Annotated in this window: 19 protein-coding genes; 12 read left to right on the top strand and 7 right to left on the bottom strand. The window is 59.1% G+C overall.

Translation table 11 applies throughout. The features are described 5' to 3' along the window. The first annotated feature begins 5 nt into the window (after nucleotides 1-5). From JQF37_RS03760 to JQF37_RS03725, 8 genes are all read left to right on the top strand, one after another. The gene (locus tag JQF37_RS03760) at nucleotides 6-650 is read left to right on the top strand and encodes a hypothetical protein (RefSeq protein WP_130210562.1); all 645 of its coding nucleotides are present in this window, start codon (nucleotides 6-8) and stop codon (nucleotides 648-650) included. Continuing rightward, entirely contained in the window at nucleotides 647-1300 is a 654-nt protein-coding gene (locus JQF37_RS31280) for a hypothetical protein (RefSeq protein WP_130210564.1), read from the top strand. Before JQF37_RS03760 ends, JQF37_RS31280 begins: the two co-directional genes overlap by 4 nt. Before the next feature lie 9 nt (nucleotides 1301-1309). Next, a complete protein-coding gene (locus JQF37_RS03750) occupies nucleotides 1310-2857 on the top strand; it encodes an N-6 DNA methylase (RefSeq protein WP_130210566.1) in 1548 nt (515 codons plus the stop codon). After that, nucleotides 2850-4265: a restriction endonuclease subunit S gene (locus JQF37_RS03745; protein ID WP_130210568.1), complete on the top strand. Its 1416-nt coding sequence runs from the start codon at nucleotides 2850-2852 to the stop codon at nucleotides 4263-4265. The genes JQF37_RS03750 and JQF37_RS03745 overlap by 8 nt, the downstream gene beginning before the upstream one ends. A gap of 20 nt (nucleotides 4266-4285) precedes the next feature. Next, nucleotides 4286-5194: a restriction endonuclease gene (locus JQF37_RS03740; protein ID WP_130210570.1), complete on the top strand. Its 909-nt coding sequence runs from the start codon at nucleotides 4286-4288 to the stop codon at nucleotides 5192-5194. 390 nt (nucleotides 5195-5584) lie between these two features. Continuing rightward, entirely contained in the window at nucleotides 5585-5893 is a 309-nt protein-coding gene (locus JQF37_RS03735; RefSeq protein ID WP_130210572.1) for a DUF3077 domain-containing protein, read from the top strand. Nucleotides 5894-6330: 437 nt separating this feature from the next. After that, complete coding sequence (locus JQF37_RS03730) at nucleotides 6331-6849, top strand: isochorismatase family protein (RefSeq protein WP_130210574.1); 519 nt, start codon at nucleotides 6331-6333, stop codon at nucleotides 6847-6849. A gap of 343 nt (nucleotides 6850-7192) precedes the next feature. Further along, nucleotides 7193-7600, top strand: coding sequence for a hypothetical protein (locus JQF37_RS03725; RefSeq protein WP_130210576.1), 408 nt, complete (start codon nucleotides 7193-7195; stop codon nucleotides 7598-7600). Nucleotides 7601-8242: 642 nt separating this feature from the next. Here JQF37_RS03725 and emhR read toward each other — a convergent pair. Then, a complete protein-coding gene (gene emhR / locus JQF37_RS03720) occupies nucleotides 8243-8875 on the bottom strand; it encodes an efflux system transcriptional repressor EmhR (RefSeq protein ID WP_130210580.1) in 633 nt (210 codons plus the stop codon). 266 nt (nucleotides 8876-9141) lie between these two features. Between emhR and emhA the strand changes: the two genes are divergently transcribed. The 4 genes from emhA to JQF37_RS03700 all read left to right on the top strand — a co-directional run bounded on the left by emhA (nucleotide 9142) and on the right by JQF37_RS03700 (nucleotide 16639). Continuing rightward, complete coding sequence (gene emhA / locus JQF37_RS03715) at nucleotides 9142-10299, top strand: efflux RND transporter periplasmic adaptor subunit EmhA (RefSeq protein ID WP_130210582.1); 1158 nt, start codon at nucleotides 9142-9144, stop codon at nucleotides 10297-10299. Nucleotides 10300-10302: 3 nt separating this feature from the next. Then, nucleotides 10303-13464, top strand: coding sequence for an efflux RND transporter permease subunit EmhB (emhB, locus tag JQF37_RS03710; protein WP_130210584.1), 3162 nt, complete (start codon nucleotides 10303-10305; stop codon nucleotides 13462-13464). Beyond that, nucleotides 13464-14924, top strand: coding sequence for an efflux RND transporter outer membrane subunit EmhC (emhC, locus tag JQF37_RS03705; RefSeq protein WP_130210586.1), 1461 nt, complete (start codon nucleotides 13464-13466; stop codon nucleotides 14922-14924). The genes emhB and emhC overlap by 1 nt, the downstream gene beginning before the upstream one ends. Nucleotides 14925-15379: 455 nt before the next feature. Beyond that, on the top strand, nucleotides 15380-16639 hold the full coding sequence (locus JQF37_RS03700) for an OprD family porin (protein WP_130210588.1): 1260 nt from the start codon (nucleotides 15380-15382) through the stop codon (nucleotides 16637-16639). A gap of 159 nt (nucleotides 16640-16798) precedes the next feature. On the opposite strand, the gene pcaC is transcribed toward JQF37_RS03700, so the two are convergent. From pcaC to pcaH, 6 genes are all read right to left on the bottom strand, one after another. Continuing rightward, nucleotides 16799-17191, bottom strand: a complete 393-nt coding sequence (gene pcaC, locus JQF37_RS03695; protein ID WP_130210590.1) for a 4-carboxymuconolactone decarboxylase — start codon at nucleotides 17189-17191, stop codon at nucleotides 16799-16801. A gap of 10 nt (nucleotides 17192-17201) precedes the next feature. Beyond that, nucleotides 17202-17993: a 3-oxoadipate enol-lactonase gene (gene pcaD, locus JQF37_RS03690; RefSeq protein WP_130210592.1), complete on the bottom strand. Its 792-nt coding sequence runs from the start codon at nucleotides 17991-17993 to the stop codon at nucleotides 17202-17204. An 11-nt stretch (nucleotides 17994-18004) separates the two neighbouring features. Beyond that, the gene (locus JQF37_RS03685; RefSeq protein WP_130210594.1) at nucleotides 18005-19369 is read right to left on the bottom strand and encodes a 3-carboxy-cis,cis-muconate cycloisomerase; all 1365 of its coding nucleotides are present in this window, start codon (nucleotides 19367-19369) and stop codon (nucleotides 18005-18007) included. Nucleotides 19370-19414: 45 nt separating this feature from the next. Further along, entirely contained in the window at nucleotides 19415-20719 is a 1305-nt protein-coding gene (locus tag JQF37_RS03680; RefSeq protein WP_130210596.1) for an MFS family transporter, read from the bottom strand. A 103-nt stretch (nucleotides 20720-20822) separates the two neighbouring features. Beyond that, entirely contained in the window at nucleotides 20823-21389 is a 567-nt protein-coding gene (gene pcaG, locus JQF37_RS03675) for a protocatechuate 3,4-dioxygenase subunit alpha (protein ID WP_130210598.1), read from the bottom strand. A gap of 1 nt (nucleotide 21390) precedes the next feature. After that, nucleotides 21391-22095, bottom strand: coding sequence for a protocatechuate 3,4-dioxygenase subunit beta (pcaH, locus tag JQF37_RS03670; RefSeq protein WP_130210600.1), 705 nt, complete (start codon nucleotides 22093-22095; stop codon nucleotides 21391-21393). Between the last annotated feature and the right edge of the window lie 28 nt (nucleotides 22096-22123).

Genomic DNA, 22123 nt, shown 5'->3' with positions numbered 1-22123 from the left:
GCCACATGAAGAGTCAAGACATACTGTTGCTGATCAAACTGATCTGCCTGGAGCAGCGCCAGCGGTCACAGCAACAGCTCGACAGCGAAATTGAAGCACTGGCCAAGCTCAGCGATACCGACCGCCTGGACGACTGGCAAGGCTGGGAGGACGACTCGGAACAAGATCCGCCAGTCCATCACGAGAGCTACTCTGTTCGCGCCCTGCAAGCCTCGCTGGGTATCAGCAAAACCGAGGTCGGCGCAGCGTTGAAACGCTGCCTGGAGATCGGATTACTGCGCCTGGACCCTCGCTCCCATTTCCTCCAGGTCAACAGCAAAGCCCTGTTGGGCTTTATCGAGCATGGCTTGCGCTATGTCTTCCCGGTCAAACCCGCCGAAATTGTCCGCGGTATCCCGACCAGCTTTTCCGCCCCTGTTTTACAGGACAAGTTGATGAGCGGTGGCGATTTGATCTACGTCTGGCCTGACGCCTACGGCACTCGCAAGGGGCAGTCCATCACGCCACTGTTCAAGACCGTACCGGGCGCCGTCAAAAAAGACCCGCGCTTGTATGAGTACCTGGCACTGATCGATGCCGTTCGCCTGGGTAACGCCCGTGAAGCCAATCTGGCGAACCAATTGCTGCGCGAGAAGATTCTTCAACCATGAGCCGTACACAGAACATCCAGATGCTCGAAGTCGTGGCCAAGGCGCTCGGCGAAGACCTGTGCCAAGAGGTCGCCTTTGTCGGCGGTTGCACCACCGCCTTATTGCTGACCGACGAATTCACCCGGGAAGACGTGCGCTACACCGACGATGTCGACCTGGTGGTGCACCTGACCGGCTATGCCCAGTGGCAAACACTGGTGACACAGCTCAAGCAAAAAGGCTTCACGCAATCGCCACAAGACGAAGTCATTTGTCGCCTGCGCCTGGGCGAGCTGCTCCCCGATGCAGCAATCTCGATTCACGAAGGTGACTGCTGCCTGGGCGTCATTGATCAGGACAGTGAAATCAACTGGCTGAGTGCTGTACATTGCGCACCCAATTGGCAGCGTGACCTGACCCCGGCGCAGATTGCCCTGGACTCATCGCGTCACTGCCTGACCCGCTGCTTCAGCGCCCGGCGCCCGAGCAACCCTGAGATCAACGTTTGGCCTGCCCGCCCGAACCGACACTGGTTACTGGCGAGCGATGGCTTCTGGGCCGGCTTATGCCCCCGGACCCAACCACTGTTTTTGCGCGACGGCCACGTGCCCGCCCCGCCCACCGATGACGACATCAGCTGCCTGAGCGTCATCGCCCACCCCATTGTTTAGAGCGCTACCATGACCAACAGCGACATCGTCCAGAAGCTCTGGAACCTTTGCGACGTCCTCCGTGACGACGGCATCAATTACAGCGACTACGTCACCGAACTGGTGTTGCTGCTGTTCATCAAGATGGAATTCGAACAGGTTCAGAACAACGACAACTTCAGCCACAAGCTGCCCGAAGGCGCGCGTTGGCCAGACCTGAACAGCAAGTCCGGCCTGAACCTGCTCAACCACTACCGGCAGATGCTGCTCGACCTGGGGCAAAACACCGACCCGTTGATCGCCGCCATCTACGCCGATGCCCAGACGCGCCTGAAAGAGCCGCGCCACCTGGAGCAACTGATCAGAAGCCTCGACGGCATCGACTGGTTCAGCGCCCGCCGCGATGGCCTCGGCGACCTGTATGAAGGCCTGCTGGAAAAGAACGCCAGCGAAACCAAATCCGGTGCCGGCCAGTACTTCACCCCGCGCCCGCTGATCGACAGCATCATCAACTGCATCAAGCCTCAGCCGGGTGAAGTTATTCAAGACCCGGCCGCTGGCACCGCAGGCTTTCTGATTGCCGCCGATGCCTACATCAAAAGCCAAACCGACGACCATTACGACCTCGATGCAAAGGCACGCAGCTTCCAGCGCAACCGTGCCTTCGTCGGCGTGGAACTGGTGCCTGGCACCCGTCGCCTGGCGCTGATGAACACCCTGCTGCACGGCATGGAAGGTGACGAGGAAGGCGTGGTGCACCTGGGCAACGCCCTCGGCCAAACCGGGGCCAACCTGCCAAAAGTCGACGTGATCCTCTCCAACCCACCGTTCGGCACCGCCAAGGGCGGCGGCGGCCCGACCCGTGACGACCTGACCTACAAGACCAGCAACAAACAACTGGCCTTCCTGCAGCACATCTACCGCGGCCTCAAACCCGGTGGCCGGGCTGCCGTGGTGTTGCCGGATAACGTCCTGTTCGAAGCCGGCGTCGGTACTGACGTGCGCCGCGACCTGATGGACAAGTGCAACCTGCACACGATTCTGCGCCTGCCCACCGGCATCTTTTACGCCCAAGGCGTGAAGACCAACGTGCTGTTTTTCCAGAAAGGCACGGCCGAAAACCCGCGTCAGGATCAGGGCTGCACGCAGCGTGTTTGGGTTTATGACTTGCGTAGCAACATGCCAAGTTTTGGTAAGCGCACACCGTTTGGTGCTACCCATCTCAAGCCTTTCGAAGAGGCATACGGGGTGGATGCCAATGGCAATAGCCCACGTGCCGAAAATGTTGAGGGCGTTGGTGAGCTGAGTCGGTTCCGGGTTTTTTCCCGCGATGACATTGCACAACGTGGGGATTCGCTGGATATCACTTGGCTGAAGGATGCGGACAGTCTGGATGCCAACGACTTGCCGGCGCCGGAAGTGCTGGCAGGTGAGGCGATGGCTGAGTTGACCGAAGCGTTGCATGAGCTGGAAGAGCTGATGAAGGCGCTGGGGGCTGGGGACGAAGTGGCGGCGCAGAAGCAGTTGATGGCTGAGGTGATGGGGTTGGTGGTGGCTCAGGAGGTTGGGGATGAGTGAGTTGCCGAAGGGTTGGGCAACTGCCTGTATTAACGACCTTGCCTACATAAACCCCAAGCAGGTCTTCGACGATCACTTGGCAGCAGGTTTTGTGCCCATGTCCCATGCCCCGACCAACTTCCGCGACAAGCTGCGTTTTGAGACTCGCAACTGGGGCGAAATCAAGAAGGCCTACACAAATTTTAAAAGTGGCGACGTGATTTTTGCCAAGGTGACGCCTTGCTTTGAAAACGGAAAAGCGGCGTTTGTTGAGGGCCTGCCTAATGGTATTGGTGCTGGAAGCAGCGAATTTTTTGTACTGCGCCCGAGCAGTGAAGAGGTCTCAGCAAAATATCTGCTGGCATTAGTTAAAAGTCGCGGGTTCATGCATGACGGCGCATCAAATATGACCGGCGCAGTAGGACTGCGCCGCGTACCAAGACAGTTTGTTGAAAGCTACTCCGTTCCGGTTCCACCTGCAGCAGAGCAAACCCGCATCGCCCAAAAACTCGATGAACTACTGGCTCAAGTCGATACCCTCAAAGCACGCATCGACGCTATCCCCATCCTGCTCAAACGTTTTCGGAAGTCTGTCCTTTCCGCGTCGGTTTCCGGCCGCTTGACAGAGAAATGGCGCGAAAAAAGTGAGGTAGTTGTAGAAAGCGCAGACGCTTATCTAAAACGCATAATTAAGGCGCGTCGAGAAAAACCAAACTTAAAATTCAAAGAACCGGTAGCCCCGGATCTAGAGAAACGAGATGTAGTCTCCCCAGAGGGCTGGGTCATCGCCAGCGTGTCCAGCTTTGCTGAGTGCTTGGACAGTATGCGAGTTCCAGTAAAGAAAGAGCTCAGGAGCAATGGTGAGGGGCTATACCCGTATTTCGGTGCAAACGGTGAAGTAGATCGCGTCGACGAGTACATCTTTGACGATGACCTAGTTCTGGTGACGGAGGATGAAACATTCTATGGACGAGAAAAACCAATCGCATACAAATACTCCGGAAAATGCTGGGTAAACAACCATGTTCATGCTCTGCGGGCTCATGATCTAGTTAGTCGTGATTATTTATGTTTTGCTCTAATGCACTACAACGTACTCCCGTGGCTCACTGGCACCACAGGTCGAGCGAAGCTGACACAAGGAGCACTGCTTTCGTTACCGATTCAGATTCCACCTCCTGAAGAACAAACCGAAATCGTCCGCCGAGTCGAACAACTCTTCGCCTTCGCCGACCAACTGGAAGCCAAAGTCGCCTCGGCCAAAACCCGTATCGACCACCTGACCCAAAGCATCCTGGCCAAAGCTTTCCGTGGCGAACTGGTCCCACAAGACCCGAACGACGAACCGGCCAGCGTGCTGCTGGAACGCATCAAGGCCCAGCGCGCCGCCGCGCCCAAGGCAAAACGTGGCCGCAAGGCGTCGGTCTGAATTTAAGAAAGGAAGCGTTCATGGCCATTCCCGATTTCCAGTCCGTCATGCGCCCCGTCCTGGCCGAAGTTGCCGATGGCACGCCCATCAGCCTCAAGGCCCTGCGTGAGCGGCTCGCCGAGCAGTTTCAACTGAGCGATCTTGAACGCCATGAAATGCTGCCGTCAGGACAGCAGACGGTCATCAACAACCGCATTGGCTGGGCACGCACCTACTTGAACAAGGCCGGTTTGCTGAGCATCCCGAGCAAAGGCCTGGTGCAAATCACCGAGCGTGGCCGTGAAGCGCTGCAAACCGGGCCTCAGCGGATCACCGTGGGTTGGCTCAAACGGTATCCGGAGTTCAGCGCGTTTCATGGTGCGCGGCCCGACAACGATGCGCCTTCGGTGCAAGCCGAGCCCGTGGGCGACATCACCCCGGATGAACAACTGGCCCAGGCGCATCAAGCCTTGTCCCAGTCACTGGCTGACGAATTGCTCGCCCAGGTACGTGGTGCTTCGCCGACGTTCTTCGAGCAATTAGTGGTCGATCTAATGATTGCCATGGGTTACGGCGGTTCCCGCAAGGAGGCCGGTCGTGCCACGCAGCAGACCAACGACGGTGGCATCGACGGCATCATCAAGGAAGACAAGCTCGGTCTGGACGTGATTTACCTGCAAGCCAAACGCTGGAGCAACACGGTGCACCGCCCGGAGATCGACAAGTTCATTGGCGCTCTCACCCGCCAGCGCGCCCGCAAAGGCGTATTCATCACCACCTCAGAGTTTTCCCCCGGCGCTCGTGAAGCGGCGCTCGGCCTGGATATCAAAGTGGTGCTGATCGATGGCGTGGAGTTGGCTCGCTTGATGGTCGAAAACAATTTGGGCTGCAACGTGAAGCAGGTTTACGAGATCAAACAGCTCGATTCGGACTACTTCACCGAAGAGTGAAGTTCGTGCGGTTTGTTTGTGCCTGACGTTTAGTTTCGTTTAATTACGAAACCGCAATATCGGATGACGCCGTAGGACCTTGTAGGCAAACTCCGAATCTTGCGTTTGGGCACTTTGATGCCTTGTTGCGCTTTTGTTTGACGGGATAGTCTCCGGACGTCGCTGACCCATTCAGCGATCGGGCTTGGAAACCCGTCGAGCAAATTGCAACAACGTGCCCAACATGAGCGCAGTCGTATGGCGGCTGCAATTCTGTGTCATGGCGGCTGTGCGTGGGACGTCTTCGGACGTGCCGGTTTTCCTTTGCTCCCGGTTTTCCAACCTGCGCACAGCTGCCACCCATTCGCTTGGAAACGAACGTGGCGGCTCCTCAAGCTTAGGAGTTACACCATGGCTAAAACCAATCCAATCGATCCCTCAGAACTCAAAACCATCGGCTTCACCCCTTTCATCTACTGCTCAAACCAGGCGCTGTTTCATGTCAGCCGCGGCGTGCCCCTCGCCGACGCGTTAGCCCAGGCCTCCAATCTGCTCTTCCTCGCCAAGGAGCTCGCCGTCGACGCCGCCTACGCCAAGGACACCGACCGCCACGCCTGGGCCGCCCATTACCTGACTGCGATGAGCAAAGCGGTGATCGATGATGTGGCGAAGGTACTGGATCGAGAGGCTGATCGTGAGCGCATGGACGAAACGCAATAGGGACGTCTCATGGGCGTAATAAAGCCGCGTAAGAACGCGGCTTTTTCAGCTGCGAAATTGCGCACCCCTTGACTACCCGTTTGCATGCGACCTGAGCAGTCACTTGCATTGGTTCTGGCCAGCGATTGCATCGGATTTGACCAGCACGCGTTGTAACCATCATTGGCAGAGAACGGCCAAAAGCGGACCTCAATGATCGATACTTGAATCAGTCTTCACGCTCGTAGTGCTCACTTGCCAACCAGGTACCCATGCAGATACTGTCAGCTCTATGAATCAGCCACGCATTGCCTCAACCACCACTACCACGACCGCCCGAGGCGGGTCGTGAGAGGTGTCGTGAGCCAATAACGCACGAACTTCAAAGGCCCGCCAGCGATGGATAGGGCCTTTTCTTTTGCCCTTGTGTCGCTGGTCCAAACGCAAGGAAAAGCACTATGTATGCACTGTTGATTCTCGATATGCAGGTTGGATTGTTTCATGGCCCGGATAAACCATGGGCTGGCGAAGCGCTGCTAAACACTTTGAATAGCCTGTTGAGCGATGCCCGCAGGGCAGGCGCGCCAATTTTTCTTGCTCGCCACGTAGGTCCGCCTGGCTCGCCTATCGAACCTGGAAGCCCGTTGACGCAATTGGTGCAGGAACTGCTGCTACAAGGCGACGAAATGATCTTCGAAAGAAGCCGACCCAACGCTTTCGCCATGACTGACTTGGCCGATCGGCTAAAAGCTTGTGGATCTCAAGGCGTGGTTATTGCTGGAATGAAGACCCAGTATTGTGTCGACAGCACTTGCCGCGCCGCACGAGATCTTGGGTTCGATGCAGTACTGATCGCCGATGGTCATACCTGCACCGACACCCCTGCTTTGAAGGCCGAAAATATCGTTGTTCATCACAATGCGACCCTGGCGGGCCCATTCTGTCGTGTCGTTCACGCTGAGAACTGGTGTTTCTAATCGGCATCGAGAGATCGGCCCGAGATTGGGTCGATCTGTCCGCTGTGAGTCAAATCGAGCCCTTCGCGACAGACTGCAATCGGCCGATTGTGTTGAAAAAGTCGGTCCTTCCAGACTGTCCACGTATTGACTGCTGAAAATGCCTTTTTTGCGCGCAACTACGCGAAATCTGAGTACGGAATCCTCTGCTCAAAGTAAAGATTTCAATCTCGGACGCGTACTTTTCTGCCGTGGAAACCATGGCCGACTTTTTCAACAGAATCGGCCAGAAGCTGCCTTTCACCTGTCCACTGAAACACACTCAACGTATCCTGCTGAAAGACAACATTGAAAAGGAGTTCGAATGAAAACTGATTGGCAACAAATTCGAGAAATGATGAACACTGTCATCGATAGCTGTGAGCAAATCGAAACGGCAGGATTCAATGAAGAACATCGCTCCGCGACCGTAGAAATCAAAGGCGTAGATTACTCCGTTCAGGAGTTTTTAATCAGTGCCTGGACGCTCCCGGAAAACGTTCGCTACCAGATCATTCGTGAGCGTCATGAAGCTGGAAATGACCTTCCCTACGTTCCCGAAGCAGCCCGCATTCTTGTCTCAATGGCGCAGGCTTGTGCGGAATTGATTGGAGCAGCCGACACGGCACCCGCTCAGAAAGCTATTGCAGGAATGAATCATTGGTACAAGACCTACGCTGTACCGCATATGACTACAGCCATCAGGCTGGCGGAAAAAGAATCTGACGCTTAGATTCAATGGCAATCACCCGGCGGAGACGGATCTGTCATCCCTGGTATGAACGTCTCCTATGGGTCGATTCTGTTGAAAAAGTCGGTCTGCCCAAACGGCCTGATCATTGACTGGTGAAAACGCCTTGTTTGCACGCTGCTACGTGAAATCCGAGTCCGGAAGCCTCTGCCAAAAGTAAAGATTTCAATCTCGGGCACGTACTTTTTTGATGCGCAAACCATGGCCGACTTTTTCAACAGAATCGGTCGATCTCTGCCGCTCATATCCACGCATCGTGCTGGTCAAATCCGATGCAAATGACTGGTCAGGTCGAATGCAAATGGGTGGGCAAGTCCGTGCAATTAGCCATTAGCTGAACGACAGTCTGAGGTCGGCGATCACATTCAATTTTCGGTCGATTGACCCACCGCCATCGCGAGCAAGCTTGCTCTTACAAAGTGCGGTGTTTTGCTTTGGATTTATGCCAAGTGCTCATACCGCCCACAGAATCGACACAAAATTCCTACAAATTACGTCGCTGACGACCTGTCTTCCGGGCGGACGGACGTATATAAAAGCACCCCATTAGTGCAAAGCGGGTGAAGAACTGTTCATCTGTAGCTTCAATGGTTGACACACGCGGAACCGATTAAGCATTTTGTTTCAATTACGCAGGCTGGGGCTCAGGCGCAGCATGTCCAACCCTGTATCGACCCAGCGTTCGGCTTCGGTGTGCAGTTCGAAGCTGTCGGGGGCCAATAGCCACTGGTACAGGATGCCATCGATATAGGCGTGCAAACTGATGGCCGCCCGGGCGGTGTCGAGGTTTTCCGGCAACTGCCCACGATTCACGGCATTTCTCAGCGCCACGCTGATCCGCACATTGCAGTCGAGGCTGGCGGACACGCGTTGCTGACGCAGGTCGCACATTTCATCGGTGAATTCGCACTTATGAAAAAGAATCTCATTGATGCGTCGGGTTTTCGGGTCCATGGCAATCTGATGAAACAAATGAATCAACAAATTGCGCATGCAGCCCAGTGGATCAGGTTCGTCCTCGTTCTCGCTGGCCTTGGCCATTTCGTCCAGTGGCTCATGCAAGGTATCCAGCATGGCCTGAACCAGGTCCGCCTTGTTGCTGAAATGCCAATAGATGGCCCCGCGCGTGACGCCGGCCAGGGTCGCGATGTCGGCCAGCGTCGTGCGCGCCACGCCCCTTTCAAAAAAGGCTTTTTCGGCCGCTTCGAGTATCTGGCTGCGCGTTTCTTGAGCTTCCTCTTTGGTACGACGGACCATGGCAGTACAACCTCAATCAGGATGCTTCAGCGATGTTTGACGATCAGCTGAATAAAAGTAGGGCGAGCGCTCTTGGGTATCGTCCCCGGGCCAACAATTCGAACCTTTAAACGGCGTCTGTAACGGTGCGGGTACAGTGCCAAGGTATTTACAAACAACCATGAACGTAAGTATATTCCTTAGCAAGCTACTTATCCACCCGGCATCCATTTTTAACCTTCCATCTTTTCTTGTGCGTGTCTTGCGCGCCTGACCCGAGGATTTTCATGCAATTCAAGCCAGCTGTTACCGCTCTGGTCGCCGCCATCGCCCTGGCATCATTGCTCAGCGGATGTAAAAAGGAAGAGGCAGCCCCGGCTGCACCACCGCCTCAGGTCGGCGTCGTTACCCTGCAAACGCAAACGTTTACGCTCACCTCGGACTTGCCGGGGCGCACCAGTGCGTTCCGCATCGCTGAAGTCCGTCCACAGGTCAACGGCATCATTCTCAAGCGCCTGTTCAAGGAAGGCGGCGATGTCAAAGCCGGCCAGCAGCTGTACCAGATCGATCCGTCGGTCTATGAAGCGACGCTCAAAAGCGCCGAAGCCAACCTGCGTTCGACCAAATCGATCTCCGACCGCTACAGGCAACTGGTTGATGAGCAGGCCGTAAGCCGTCAGGAATACGACACCGCCGTGGCCAACCGCCTGCAATCGGAAGCCGCGCTGCAAAGCGCCCAGATCAATGTGCGCTACACCAAGGTTTACGCGCCGTTGACCGGCCGTATCGGTCGTTCGTCGGTGACCGAGGGCGCGCTGGTCAGCAACGGCCAAGTCGAAGCCATGGCCGTGATTCAGCAACTGGACCCGATCTACGTCGATGTGACGCAATCCTCGGTCGAACTGCTTGAACTGCGCCGCGAACTGGAAAGCGGTCGCCTGCAAAAGGCTGGCGACAATGCCGCCAAGGTCAAGCTGACCCTTGAGGACGGCAGCCAGTACAAGCTGGACGGCAAGCTGGAATTCTCCGAAGTCTCGGTTGACCAGACCACCGGTTCCGTGACCCTTCGCGCCGTGTTCCCCAACCCTGACCATACGCTGCTGCCGGGCATGTTCGTGCACGCCCAATTGCAGGCCGGCGTGAACAGTGCGGCGATTCTGGCGCCGCAACAGGGCGTGACCCGCGACCTCAAAGGCAGCCCGACCGCGCTGGTCGTCGGCCCCGACAACAAGGTCGAACTGCGCCAGCTCAAGGCCAGCCGTACCGTCGGCAATCAATGGCTGGTCGAAGACGGTCTGAAGGCCGGCGATCGGTTGATCACCGAAGGTCTGCAATACGTCAAGCCTGGCGTGGAAGTCAAAGCCAGCGAAGCGACCAACGTTGCCGCAAAGAACCCGGCCCCCGCTCAGGCAGCTAATAAAGCCGCTGGCGGCAAAGGGGAGTAACTCATGTCAAAATTTTTCATCGACCGTCCGATTTTCGCCTGGGTGATTGCCCTGGTGATCATGCTGGTCGGGGCACTCTCGATCCTCAAACTGCCGATCAACCAGTACCCGAGCATCGCGCCTCCGGCGATCGCCATTTCCGTGACCTACCCGGGCGCTTCCGCGCAGACCGTGCAGGACACCGTGGTGCAAGTGATCGAGCAACAGCTCAACGGTATCGACAACCTGCGTTATGTGTCTTCGGAAAGTAACTCCGACGGCACCATGACCATCACCGCGACCTTCGAGCAAGGCACCAACTCCGATACCGCGCAGGTTCAGGTCCAGAACAAACTGAACCTGGCCACCCCGCTGCTGCCGCAAGAAGTGCAGCAGCAAGGTATCCGCGTGACCAAGGCGGTGAAGAACTTCCTGATGGTCATTGGCGTGGTCTCGCGCGACGGCAGCATGACCAAGGACGATCTGTCCAACTACATCGTGTCGAACATGCAGGACCCGATCTCGCGCACGGCCGGTGTCGGTGACTTCCAGGTATTCGGTTCGCAGTACGCCATGCGTATCTGGCTCGACCCGGCCAAGTTGAACAACTACAACCTGACCCCGATCGACGTCAAAACCGCGATTGCCGCGCAAAACGTGCAGATTTCGTCCGGCCAGCTCGGCGGCCTGCCTGCCCTGCCCGACACGCAGCTGAACGCCACGATCATCGGCAAGACCCGCCTGCAGACCGCCGAGCAGTTCAATAAAATCCTGCTCAAGGTCAACAAGGACGGTTCCCAGGTTCGCCTCAAGGATGTCGCCGAAGTCGGTCTGGGTGGCGAAAACTACAGCATCAACGCCCAGTTCAACGGCGCTCCGGCTTCCGGCCTGGCGGTGAAACTGGCCAACGGTGCCAACGCCCTCGATACAGCCAAAGCCCTGCGCAAGACCATCGACAACCTCAAGCCGTTCTTCCCGCAAGGGATGGAAGTGGTGTTCCCGTACGACACCACCCCGGTGGTGACCGAGTCGATCAAGGGTGTGGTTGAAACCCTGGTCGAAGCGATCGTGCTGGTGTTCCTGGTGATGTTCCTGTTCCTGCAGAATTTCCGCGCCACCGTCATCACCACGATGACTGTGCCGGTGGTGTTGCTCGGTACGTTCGGCATCCTCGCGGCGGCCGGTTTCAGCATCAACACCCTGACCATGTTCGGTATGGTCCTGGCCATCGGCTTGCTGGTGGACGATGCCATCGTCGTGGTGGAAAACGTCGAACGGGTGATGAGCGAAGAAGGTCTGTCGCCCAAGGAAGCCACCAAGAAATCCATGGGCCAGATCCAGGGCGCCCTGGTCGGTATCGCCCTGGTGCTCTCGGCGGTACTGCTGCCAATGGCGTTCTTCAGCGGCTCCACCGGTGTGATCTACAAGCAGTTCTCGATCACCATCGTCTCGGCCATGGCCCTGTCGGTAATGGTTGCCCTGATCTTCACCCCGGCGCTGTGCGCCACCCTGCTCAAGGCGATTCCCAAAGGCGAGCATGGCACGCCAAAACGCGGTTTCTTCGGCTGGTTCAACCGCAATTTCGACCGAGGCGTGCGCCGCTACGAGCAAGGCGTGGGCAGCATACTGGCGCACAAGGCACCGTATCTGCTGGCTTACCTGCTGATTGTGGTTGGCATGATCTGGCTGTTCACCCGCATTCCAACGGCGTTCCTGCCAGAAGAGGATCAGGGCGTCTTGTTCGCCCAGGTGCAGACCCCGGCCGGTTCGACGTCCCAGCGCACCCAGGTGGTGGTGGACGAAATGCGTGAGTTCCTGCTGCGTCCGGGCAAGGATGGCGGTGAAGGGGATGCGGTGAACTCGGTGTTTACCGTGACCGGCTTCAACTTCGCCGGCCGTGGCCAGAGCTCGGGTATGGCCTTCATCATGCTCAAGCCATGGGAAGAACGTAACGCCGACAACAACGTGTTCAAGGTCGCGGCCCGCGCCCAGCAGCACTTCTTCACGTTCCGCGATGCCATGGTGTTCGCCTTCGCGCCACCGGCGGTACTGGAACTGGGTAACGCCACCGGTTTCGACGTGTTCCTGCAAGATCGCGCCGGTATCGGTCACGAAAAACTGATGCAAGCCCGCAACCAGTTCCTCGGCATGGCCGCGCAAAGCAAAGTGTTGTCGCAAGTGCGTCCGAACGGCCTGAACGACGAACCGCAATATCAATTGGAAATCGATGACGAGAAGGCCAGTGCCCTGGGCATCACCATCGCCGACATCAACAACACCCTGTCGATTGCCCTGGGCAGTAGCTACGTCAACGACTTCATCGACCGCGGTCGGGTGAAGAAGGTGTACGTGCAAGGCCAGCCGGGGTCGCGCATGAGCCCGGAGGACCTGAAGAAGTGGTACGTGCGTAACAGCACCGGCACCATGGTTCCGTTCTCGGCGTTCGCCAAGGGCGAGTGGATCTACGGCTCGCCGAAACTGGCCCGTTACAACGGCGTTGAAGCGATGGAGATCCTCGGTGCCCCGGCGCCAGGTTATTCCACCGGTGAAGCCATGGCCGAAGTCGAAGCCATTGCCCAGAAACTGCCGGCGGGTGTCGGTATTTCCTGGACCGGTTTGTCCTATGAGGAACGCTTGTCCGGCTCCCAGGCACCGGCGTTGTACGCCCTGTCGCTGCTGATGGTGTTCCTGTGTCTGGCGGCGCTGTATGAAAGCTGGTCGATTCCGATCGCAGTGATGTTGGTGGTGCCGCTGGGGATCATCGGTGCGCTGATGGCCACCAGCCTGCGCGGTCTGTCCAACGACGTGTACTTCCAGGTGGGTCTGTTGACGACCATCGGTCTGGCGGCGAAAAACGCCATTCTGATCGTCGAATTCGCCAAGGAACTCCACGAACAGGGACGCAGCTTGCGCGATGCGGCGATCGAAGCCTGCCGCATGCGTCTGCGACCGATCATCATGACCTCGCTCGCCTTCGTTCTCGGTGTGGTACCACTGGCTATTTCCACGGGTGCGGGTTCCGGTAGCCAGCATGCAATCGGTACCGGGGTGATTGGCGGTATGATCACGGCCACTGTGCTGGCGATCTTCTGGGTCCCACTGTTCTTCGTCACCGTGTCGTCCATGGGCCAGCGTAAAAACGCCGACCAGGACGACGCCACTGAAACTCCTAAAGAGGCTGGCTAATGAGCAAGTCGCTACTCTCCCTGGCAGTCGCCGCCTTCGTACTGGGTGGCTGCTCGCTGATACCTGATTATCAGCAGCCGCAAGCGCCAGTGGCGGATCAATACCCGCAGGGGCCGGCGTACTCGCCAGCCCAGGCGCCCGCCCAGGCCGCCGTGGAACAAGGCTGGAAGCAGTTCTTCCATGATCCGGCGCTGCAGCAGTTGATCCAGGTCGCCCTGGAAAACAACCGAGACCTGCGTGTCGCGGCCCTGAACATCGACGCCTTCGCGGCTCAATACCGCATCCAGCGCGCCGACCTGTTCCCGGCCGTTTCGGCCAATGGCAGCGGTAGCCGCCAACGCGTTCCGGCCGACTCCTCGCAAACCGGTCAGGCGGGCATCAACAGCTCCTACTCGGCAACCGTCGGTATCAGCGCCTATGAGCTCGACCTGTTCGGTCGGGTGCGTAGCCTGAGCGAAGAAGCCCTGCAGAAGTACTTCGCCACCGAAGAAGGCCGTCGCAGCACCCAGATCAGCCTGGTAGCCAGCGTGGCCAACGCCTACCTGACCTGGCAGGCCGACAAGGAACTGCTGAAAGTCACCCAGGACACCCTTGGTGCGTTCGAGGAGAGCTACAAGCTCACCGCCCGCAGCAACGAAGTGGGGGTCGCCTCGGCGCTGGACCTCGCGCAGTCGCGTACCTCGGTGGAAAACGCCCGTGCGCAATTGGCCAAGTACACCCGCCAGGTCGCCCAGGATGAAAACAGCCTGGTGCTGCTGCTTGGCACCGGCATCCCGGCCAACCTGCCCGCCGCCAGACCGTTGTCTGACGAACTGCTGGCCGATGTACCGCCAGGGCTGCCGTCGGACTTGCTGCAACGTCGTCCGGACATCCTCCAGGCCGAATACAACCTCAAGGCCGCCAACGCCAACATCGGCGCCGCACGGGCCGCGTTCTTCCCGAGCATCAGCCTGACGGCCAACGCCGGGACCATGAGCCCGGACCTGTCCGGTCTGTTCAAGGGCGGTTCGGGCACCTGGCTGTTCCAGCCGCAGATCAACCTGCCGATCTTCAACGCCGGCAGCCTGCGCGCCAGCCTGGACTACTCGAAGATCCAGAAAGACATCGGTGTGGCGAACTACGAGAAGTCCATTCAAACGGCCTTCCAGGAAGTCGCCGATGGCCTGGCCGCGCGCCAGACCTATGTCCAGCAGCTGCAGGCACAGCAAGACTTCGTCAGTGCCAACCAGGACTACTACCGCCTGGCCGAACGCCGCTACCGCATCGGTGTCGACAGCAACCTGACCTTCCTCGATGCCCAGCGCCAGCTGTTCAGCGCCCAACAAACGCTGGTCACCGATCGTCTGGCGCAACTGGTCAGCCAGGTCAATCTGTACAAGGCGCTGGGGGGTGGCTGGAACGAACAGACGGCGAAGAACGAGCCGCTCAAAGAAGAAGCGCCGAAGATGAAGTATTTCTGACAGCGCTGTGAATGACAGGAAGCCCACCTTTTGGTGGGCTTTTTGTTGGCGGCGGGAAAAGTTTTGTCGTCAGGCAGCGCCCCATCGTCGGAACGCCGCCCGGAGCAAGCTCACTGCCACAGTGTCCCTGTGGAGCTCGACTTTGTGAGCTCACGCTAAACCTGTGGGAGCGGGCTTGCCCGCGATGGGGCCAGCACATTCACCCCATGTCCATATGTAATCTTGCGTTCGATTATCGCCCAAAACCTGCTTTTACAGATTGAACCATCTGGTACATTCCAAGCACCATCCGAACCACAAAACCAATAACAACAGGTTCGACACCATGCCCCCGCGCCCTGCCCTGTCCGGCTGATCCCCAGGTTCCACCCCGAATTGACCGAGTTTTTTTGTCTGCACCCAGCGGGTTGCGGCATGCCCCCGTTCATCCCCAAGAATTAGAGAGACCCGAGCCCATGACGCCTTCCAACGCGCCGTATTTCGTACCCAGCCTGATCGCCATCGCCCTGGCCAGCGCGACCCTGCCCGCCCATGCCGAAGAGTCGGGCTTTGTCGAAGGCGCCAAGGTCAACCTGAACCTGCGCAACTTCTACATCAACCGCAACTTCACCAACCCGACCAAGGCTCAAGGCAAGGCTGAGGAGTGGACGCAGAGTTTCATCCTCGATGCCAAGTCCGGGTTCACCCAGGGCACCGTCGGCTTCGGCATGGATGTGCTGGGACTGTACTCGGTGAAACTCGACGGCGGCAAAGGCACCGGTGGCACGCAGTTGCTGCCGCTGGACCACGATGGTCGCCCGGCGGACAACTTCGGTCGCACCAACGTGGCGTTCAAGGCCAAGCTGTCGCAGACCGAAGCGAAGGTGGGCGAATGGATGCCGGTGCTGCCGATCCTGCGTTCGGACGACGGGCGCTCGCTGCCGCAAACCTTCCGCGGCGGCCAGATCACCTCGAAGGAAATCGACGGCCTGACGCTCTACGGCGGCCAGTTCCGGCAGAACAGCCCACGGGACGACAGCAGCATGAACGACATGTCGATGACCGGCAAAGCGGCGTTCACCTCTGATCGATTCAATTTCCAGGGCGGCGAATACCAGTTCAACGAAAAACGCACCCAGATCGGTGTGTGGAACGCTGAACTCAAGGACATCTACAGCCAGCAATTCATCAACCTGGTACACAGCCAGCCATTGGGCGACTGGACCCTGGGCGCCAACCTCGGCTTCTTCTACGGCAAGGATGACGGCAGCGCCCGCGCCGGAGAGCTGGACAACAAAACCCTGTTTGGCCTGTTCTCGGCCAGGTACGGCGGCAACACCTTTTACGTCGGCCTGCAGAAACTCACCGGCGACAGTCCGTGGATGCGGGTCAACGGCACCAGCGGTGGCACCCTGGCCAACGACAGTTACAACTCCAGCTATGACAACGCCCGGGAAAAATCCTGGCAAGTGCGTCACGACTACAACTTCGTCGCCCTCGGCGTGCCGGGCCTGACCCTGATGAACCGCTACATCAGCGGCGACAACGTGCACACCGGCAACATCACCGACGGCAAGGAATGGGGTCGTGAAAGTGAACTGGGCTACACCGTGCAGAGCGGTGCGCTGAAAAACCTGAACCTGAAATGGCGTAACTCGACCATGCGCCGCGACTACAGCAACAACGAGTTCGACGAGAACCGCCTGATCATTAGCTACCCGATCAGCCTGCTCTAAACCTCATCACCGCTATCGCGAGCAGGCTCGCTCCCACATTAGACCGCGTCCGTCATGGCACCCGGTCAATTGTGGGAGCGAGCCTGCTCGCGATGGCAGCGTCACATTCCGACCGCTATCGCGAGCAAGCTCGCTCCCACAGGTTTGCATCGGTGCCGCTTACTCCCGCGACTCAACCCCCAGTTCATCCCACACCGACTCGGCCAGGTGGAACGTTGCATTAGCTGCGGGGATGCCACAGTAAATCGCGCTCTGCATGATCACTTCCTTGATCTCGCCACGGCTGACGCCATTGTTGGCGGCGGCGCGCAGGTGCAGTTTGAGCTCACCCTCACGATTCATGCCGATGAGCATGGCGATGGTGATCAGGCTGCGGGTGTGACGCGGCAGCCCTGGACGGGTCCAGATGTCGCCCCAGGCGTGGCGGGTGATCATTTCCTGAAACTCCGAGTTGAACTCGGTCAATGCGGTCAGGCTGCGGTCGACGTGGGCGTCGCCCAGCACCGCGCGACGGACTTTCATGCCCTCGTCGTAACGTTGTTTTTCGTCCACGACAGTCCCCTCAATGAGCCAACAGAAATGCCAGTACCCGCTCGCTGAACGCAGCGCCGGCCTGAACGTTGGACAAATGCGCGGCATAGAACTCGGCGTACTCGGCGCCGGCCACATGCTCCTGAATGAAGTGCCCACCGGACGGCGGCGTCACCGCGTCTTCGGTGCCGGCAACCACCAGCAGTGGCACCTTGATCGAGGCCAATTGATCGCGGAAATCGGCATCGCGCACCGCCGCGCAGTTGGCTGCATAGCCTTCGGGCGAAGTGGCCGCCAGCATGTCGGTGATCTGCTTGGCCGCCGCCGGGTTGGCGGCGGAGAAGTCCGGAGTGAACCAGCGCGCAATCGACGCATCGCGCAGCGCAACCATGGCCGCCGCGCCGTCACGCAGCACGGTTTCGATGCGCGGATTCCACACCGACGGTTCGCCGATTTTCGCCGCGGTGTTGCACACCACCAGCGAATTCAAGCGTTCGCCGGCATTGATCCCCAGCCACTGGCCGATCAAGCCGCCCATGGACAAGCCACAAAAATGCGCACGCTCGATGTGCAAGGCATCGAGCAGCGCCAGCACGTCGTGGCCCAGTTGCTCGATGCTGTACGGGCCAGGCGTCACCAGCGACTGGCCGTGGCCACGGGTATCGAAACGCAATACGCGGAAATGCTCGGTGAAGGCCGCTATTTGCGCGTCCCACATGTGCAGGTCGGTACCCAGGGAGTTGGACAGCACCAGCACCGGCGCATTGGCCGGACCGTCGAGTTGGTAATGCAATTCGCCCTCGGCGAGTTGTACGAAAGCCACAGCAATCTCCTTCAGGCAGTCAATGCAGAATGTTCAGCCACCGCTCGCTCGACCCAGGTACGGGCCTGACCGAGGTAATGGGCGGGGTCCAACAGATGATCGAGTTCAGCCGCCGACAACTCGGCGGTCACTTGCGGCTCGTCGCCGAGCACTGCGCGCAGGTGCCGCTGTTCGGCCACCGCGCGTTTGCAGCATTGCTCCAACAGATGATGCGCCGTATCGCGCCCCACCCGTTGTGCGAGGACGATGCTCACCGCTTCGGCAAGCACCAGGCCCTGGGTCAGGTCGAGGTTGCGGGCCATGCGCCCGGCATCCACTTCCAGGCCCTGGGTCACCAACAGCGCTTGTTTCAGGCTGCCGGACACCAGGCAGCAAATCTCCGGCAGGGTTTCCCACTCGGCATGCCACAGCCCCAGGCTGCGCTCGTGTTCCTGCGGCATGGCGCTGAACAGCGTCGAGAGCAGGCCCGGCACGCGAGTCGCGGCGCCGATCAGCACCGCCGCGCCCACGGGGTTGCGCTTATGCGGCATGGTCGAGGAACCGCCCTTGCCCGGTGCCGAGGGCTCGAACACTTCGGCGGCTTCGGTCTGCATCAACAGGCTGATGTCACGCCCGAGCTTACCGAGGCTGCCGGCGATCAATCCCAGCACCGAACCGAACTCCACCAGACGATCACGCTGGGTGTGCCAGGGTTGATCGGGCAGGGTCAGGTGCAGCTCCTCGGACAAGGCCTGGGCAATCGGCATCGCCTGCTCACCGAGCGCCGCGAGGGTGCCCGAGGCACCACCGAATTGCAGCACCAGCAAACGCGGTTTGAGTTCGAGCAAGCGCTGGCGGCTGCGGGTAACTGCGCCCAACCAGCCGGCGATCTTCATGCCCAGGGTGACCGGCGTTGCGTGTTGCAACCAGGTGCGCCCGGCCAGTGGCGTGGCCGCATATCGCTGGGCTTGGGTGGCGAGGGTCTGCCCCAGTTGCGCCAGATCACTGTCGATCAATTCCAGCGCACGGCGCAGTTGCAGGACAAGACCGCTGTCCATCACGTCCTGACTGGTGGCGCCCAGGTGCACATAGCGCTCGGCTTCGGCATCGTTCGCGGCGATCTGTTTGCCCAAGGCCTTGACCAACGGAATCGCCGAATTACCCGCCGTGGCAATGGCTTCGCCGAGAGCCGCAAAATCGTAATGACCGGCCTGGCAGGCTGCCTCGATCGGCGCCACCGCCGTGTGCGGAATCAGACCGACCCGAGCTTCGGCCCGGGCCAGCGCCGCTTCAAAATCGAGCATGGCCTGAACCCGGCCCTGATCGCAGAACACTTCACGCATATCGCGGGCAGTGAAATAGGCATCGAACAATTGATTGCCCGGTCGCTCGTTCATAAACAGTCCTTGGAAGCGCGGGCCACTCGGGCCCGCGAGTATGGATCAAAGGTCGTGATGCAGGTACTTCGCTTGCTTGGGCAGACGCAGGCTGAACAGAAGCGCGATCGCCATCATCACGGTCACGTACCAGTAGAAAGAATTTTCCATGCCCCCCGCTTTAAGGCTCAAGGCCACATATTCCGCCGAACCGCCGAAGATCGCATTCGCCACCGCATACGCCAGGCCCACGCCCAGTGCCCGGACTTCCGGCGGGAACATCTCGGCTTTCACCAGGCCGCTGATCGAGGTGTAAAAACTGACGATCGCCAGCGCCACGGTAATCAGCACAAAGGCCAGGAACGGACTGCTGATACTTTTCAGGCTCAGCAGGATCGGCACGGTGAACAGCGTACCGAGGGCGCCGAACCAGAGCATCGAGTTACGACGGCCGATCTTGTCGGCGAGCATGCCGAACAGCGGCTGCATGCACATATAAAGGAACAGTGCGCCCGTCATGATGTAGCTGGCGGTCTTGGCCGGCATGCCGGCGGTGTTCACCAGGTACTTCTGCATGTAGGTGGTGAAGGTGTAGAAAATCAGCGAGCCACCGGCGGTGTAGCCGAGCACGGTGATGAACGCGGCTTTATGGTCGCGCAACAGCGCGGTGATGCTGCCGGCGTCCTTGTTTTCACGCATTTCCTTGCTGGTGGTTTCTTTCAGCGTCCGGCGCAGGAACAACGAAATCAGCGCTGCCACCGCACCGACCACGAACGGGATCCGCCAGCCGTACGCGCGCAATTCGTCTTCATTGAGGAACTGTTGCAGGATCACCACCAGCGACACCGCCAGCAACTGCCCGCCAATCAGCGTCACGTACTGGAACGAGGCGAAGAAGCCACGCTGGCCCTTGAGCGCGACTTCGCTCATGTAGGTTGCGGTGGTGCCGTATTCGCCGCCCACCGACAGGCCCTGGAGCAAACGGGCGAACAGCAGCATGATCGGCGCCCAGACGCCGATGCTGTTGTAGGTCGGCAGGCACGCGATGAGCAATGAGCCGAAGCACATCATCAGAATCGAGATCAGCATCGAATTCTTGCGCCCGTGCTTGTCCGCGACTCGGCCAAAAATCCATCCGCCAATCGGCCGCATCAGGAACCCGGCGGCAAACACACCGGCGGTGTTGACCAGTTGCACCGTAGGGTTATCGGACGGAAAGAAGGCAGGCGCGAAATAGATCGCACAGAAGGCGTAGACGTAGAAGTCGAACCATTCAACCAGGTTGCCGGACGAGGCGCCGACAATGGCGAAGATCCGCTTGTTGCGTTCTTCGCCGGTGTATAGCGGTTCTGAAACCGTAGTCGTTGTCATTGTTTTTCACTCAATGGGGACAGTGTGAGTCTAGACACACTTTGTAACAGCCCCGTTCCGCAGATGCATTAGCGACGTCGCTCCCTATAGGGGTGCTGCGCTCTCAATAATCGAAGAACACCGTCTCCGCCTCAGTGCCTTGCAGAATCACATTCCACTGATAGACACCGGACGCATCCTGCTTCGCCAGCAAGGTGCCGCGGCGTTCGGCCGGCACGCACTCGAGCAGCGGGTCCGCCCCATTGGCCGGTTCGCCGTCGAAGTAAATCCGCGTCAGCAAATGCTTCACCAATCCGCGTGCGAACACCAGCACCACCAGGTGCGGCGCCTGGGTCGTGCCCTTGAGGCCTTCAACCGTGCCCGGTTTGATGGTGGTGAAACGGAAACGCCCTTCGGCATCCACGGGTATCCGGCCAAAGCCTTCGAAGTTCGGGTCCAGGGGTTTGTCCTGGTCGTCTTCCGGGTGGTCGTATTTGCCGGCGGCGTTGGCCTGCCAGACTTCCAGCATCGCATCGTTGACAACGTCGCCGTTGCCATCGAGCACCTGCCCGGTGATGGCCACGCGCTCACCCAAAGTCTGTTCGACGGTCAGGTTTTCGCGGTTCAGCCAGGTCAAGCCGATGTGGTAGTAAGGTCCGACGGTGTGGGATGTGGTCGCAGTCAGCATCATCTTATTTCTCCATCGGCGTGGCATCGCGGCCGCGCAAAACGATGTCCCAGCGATAACCGAGGGCGTAGGAAGGGATGGTTTTTTCCAGGTCGAAGCTGGCGATCAAGCGTTCCTTGGCGCGGGTGTCGGGCACGCAGTTGTAGATCGGGTCGTACGCCAGCAGCGGGTCGCCCGGGAAATACATTTGCGTGACCAGGCGCGTCAGGATGCTCGGCCCGAACAGCGAGAAATGGATGTGCGCCGGGCGCCAGGCATTGTGGTGGTTGCCCCACGGATAGGCACCAGGCTTGATGGTCTGGAACTGGTACCAGCCATCAGCATCGGTGACGGTGCGGCCGGTGCCGGTGAAGTTCGGGTCCAGGGGCGCGTCGTGCAGATCGCGAGCATGGTTGTAGCGACCGGCGGCGTTGGCCTGCCAGATCTCCACCAGAATCCCCGGCACCGGCAGACCGTTCTCGTCCAGCACGCGGCCGTGGATGATGATGCGCTCACCCAGCGGCTCGCCCTGATGCTGAGCCGTCAGGTCATTGTCCTGCTCGTGGATACGCTCGGCGCCAATGGTCGGTCCGGTAATTTCCGACAGCGAATGGGGCAAGAACACCAGAGGCTTGGACGGCGAGCGCAGGTTGGTGGATTGGTACGTCGGGTGCAGGTAAGGCGGCTGAGTGCCTTCCTGCGGGCGACGGTAACCAGGCTTGTCAGTCATGAAGCATTCCTCTGTTGTTCTTGTCTTC

It is taken from the genome of Pseudomonas sp. MIL9 (assembly GCF_016887925.1).
Classification (GTDB): Bacteria; Pseudomonadota; Gammaproteobacteria; order Pseudomonadales; family Pseudomonadaceae; genus Aquipseudomonas; species Aquipseudomonas mohnii.
Note: the sequence above shows the minus strand (reverse complement) of the source record. Positions and strands in the feature narration are given on the sequence as shown.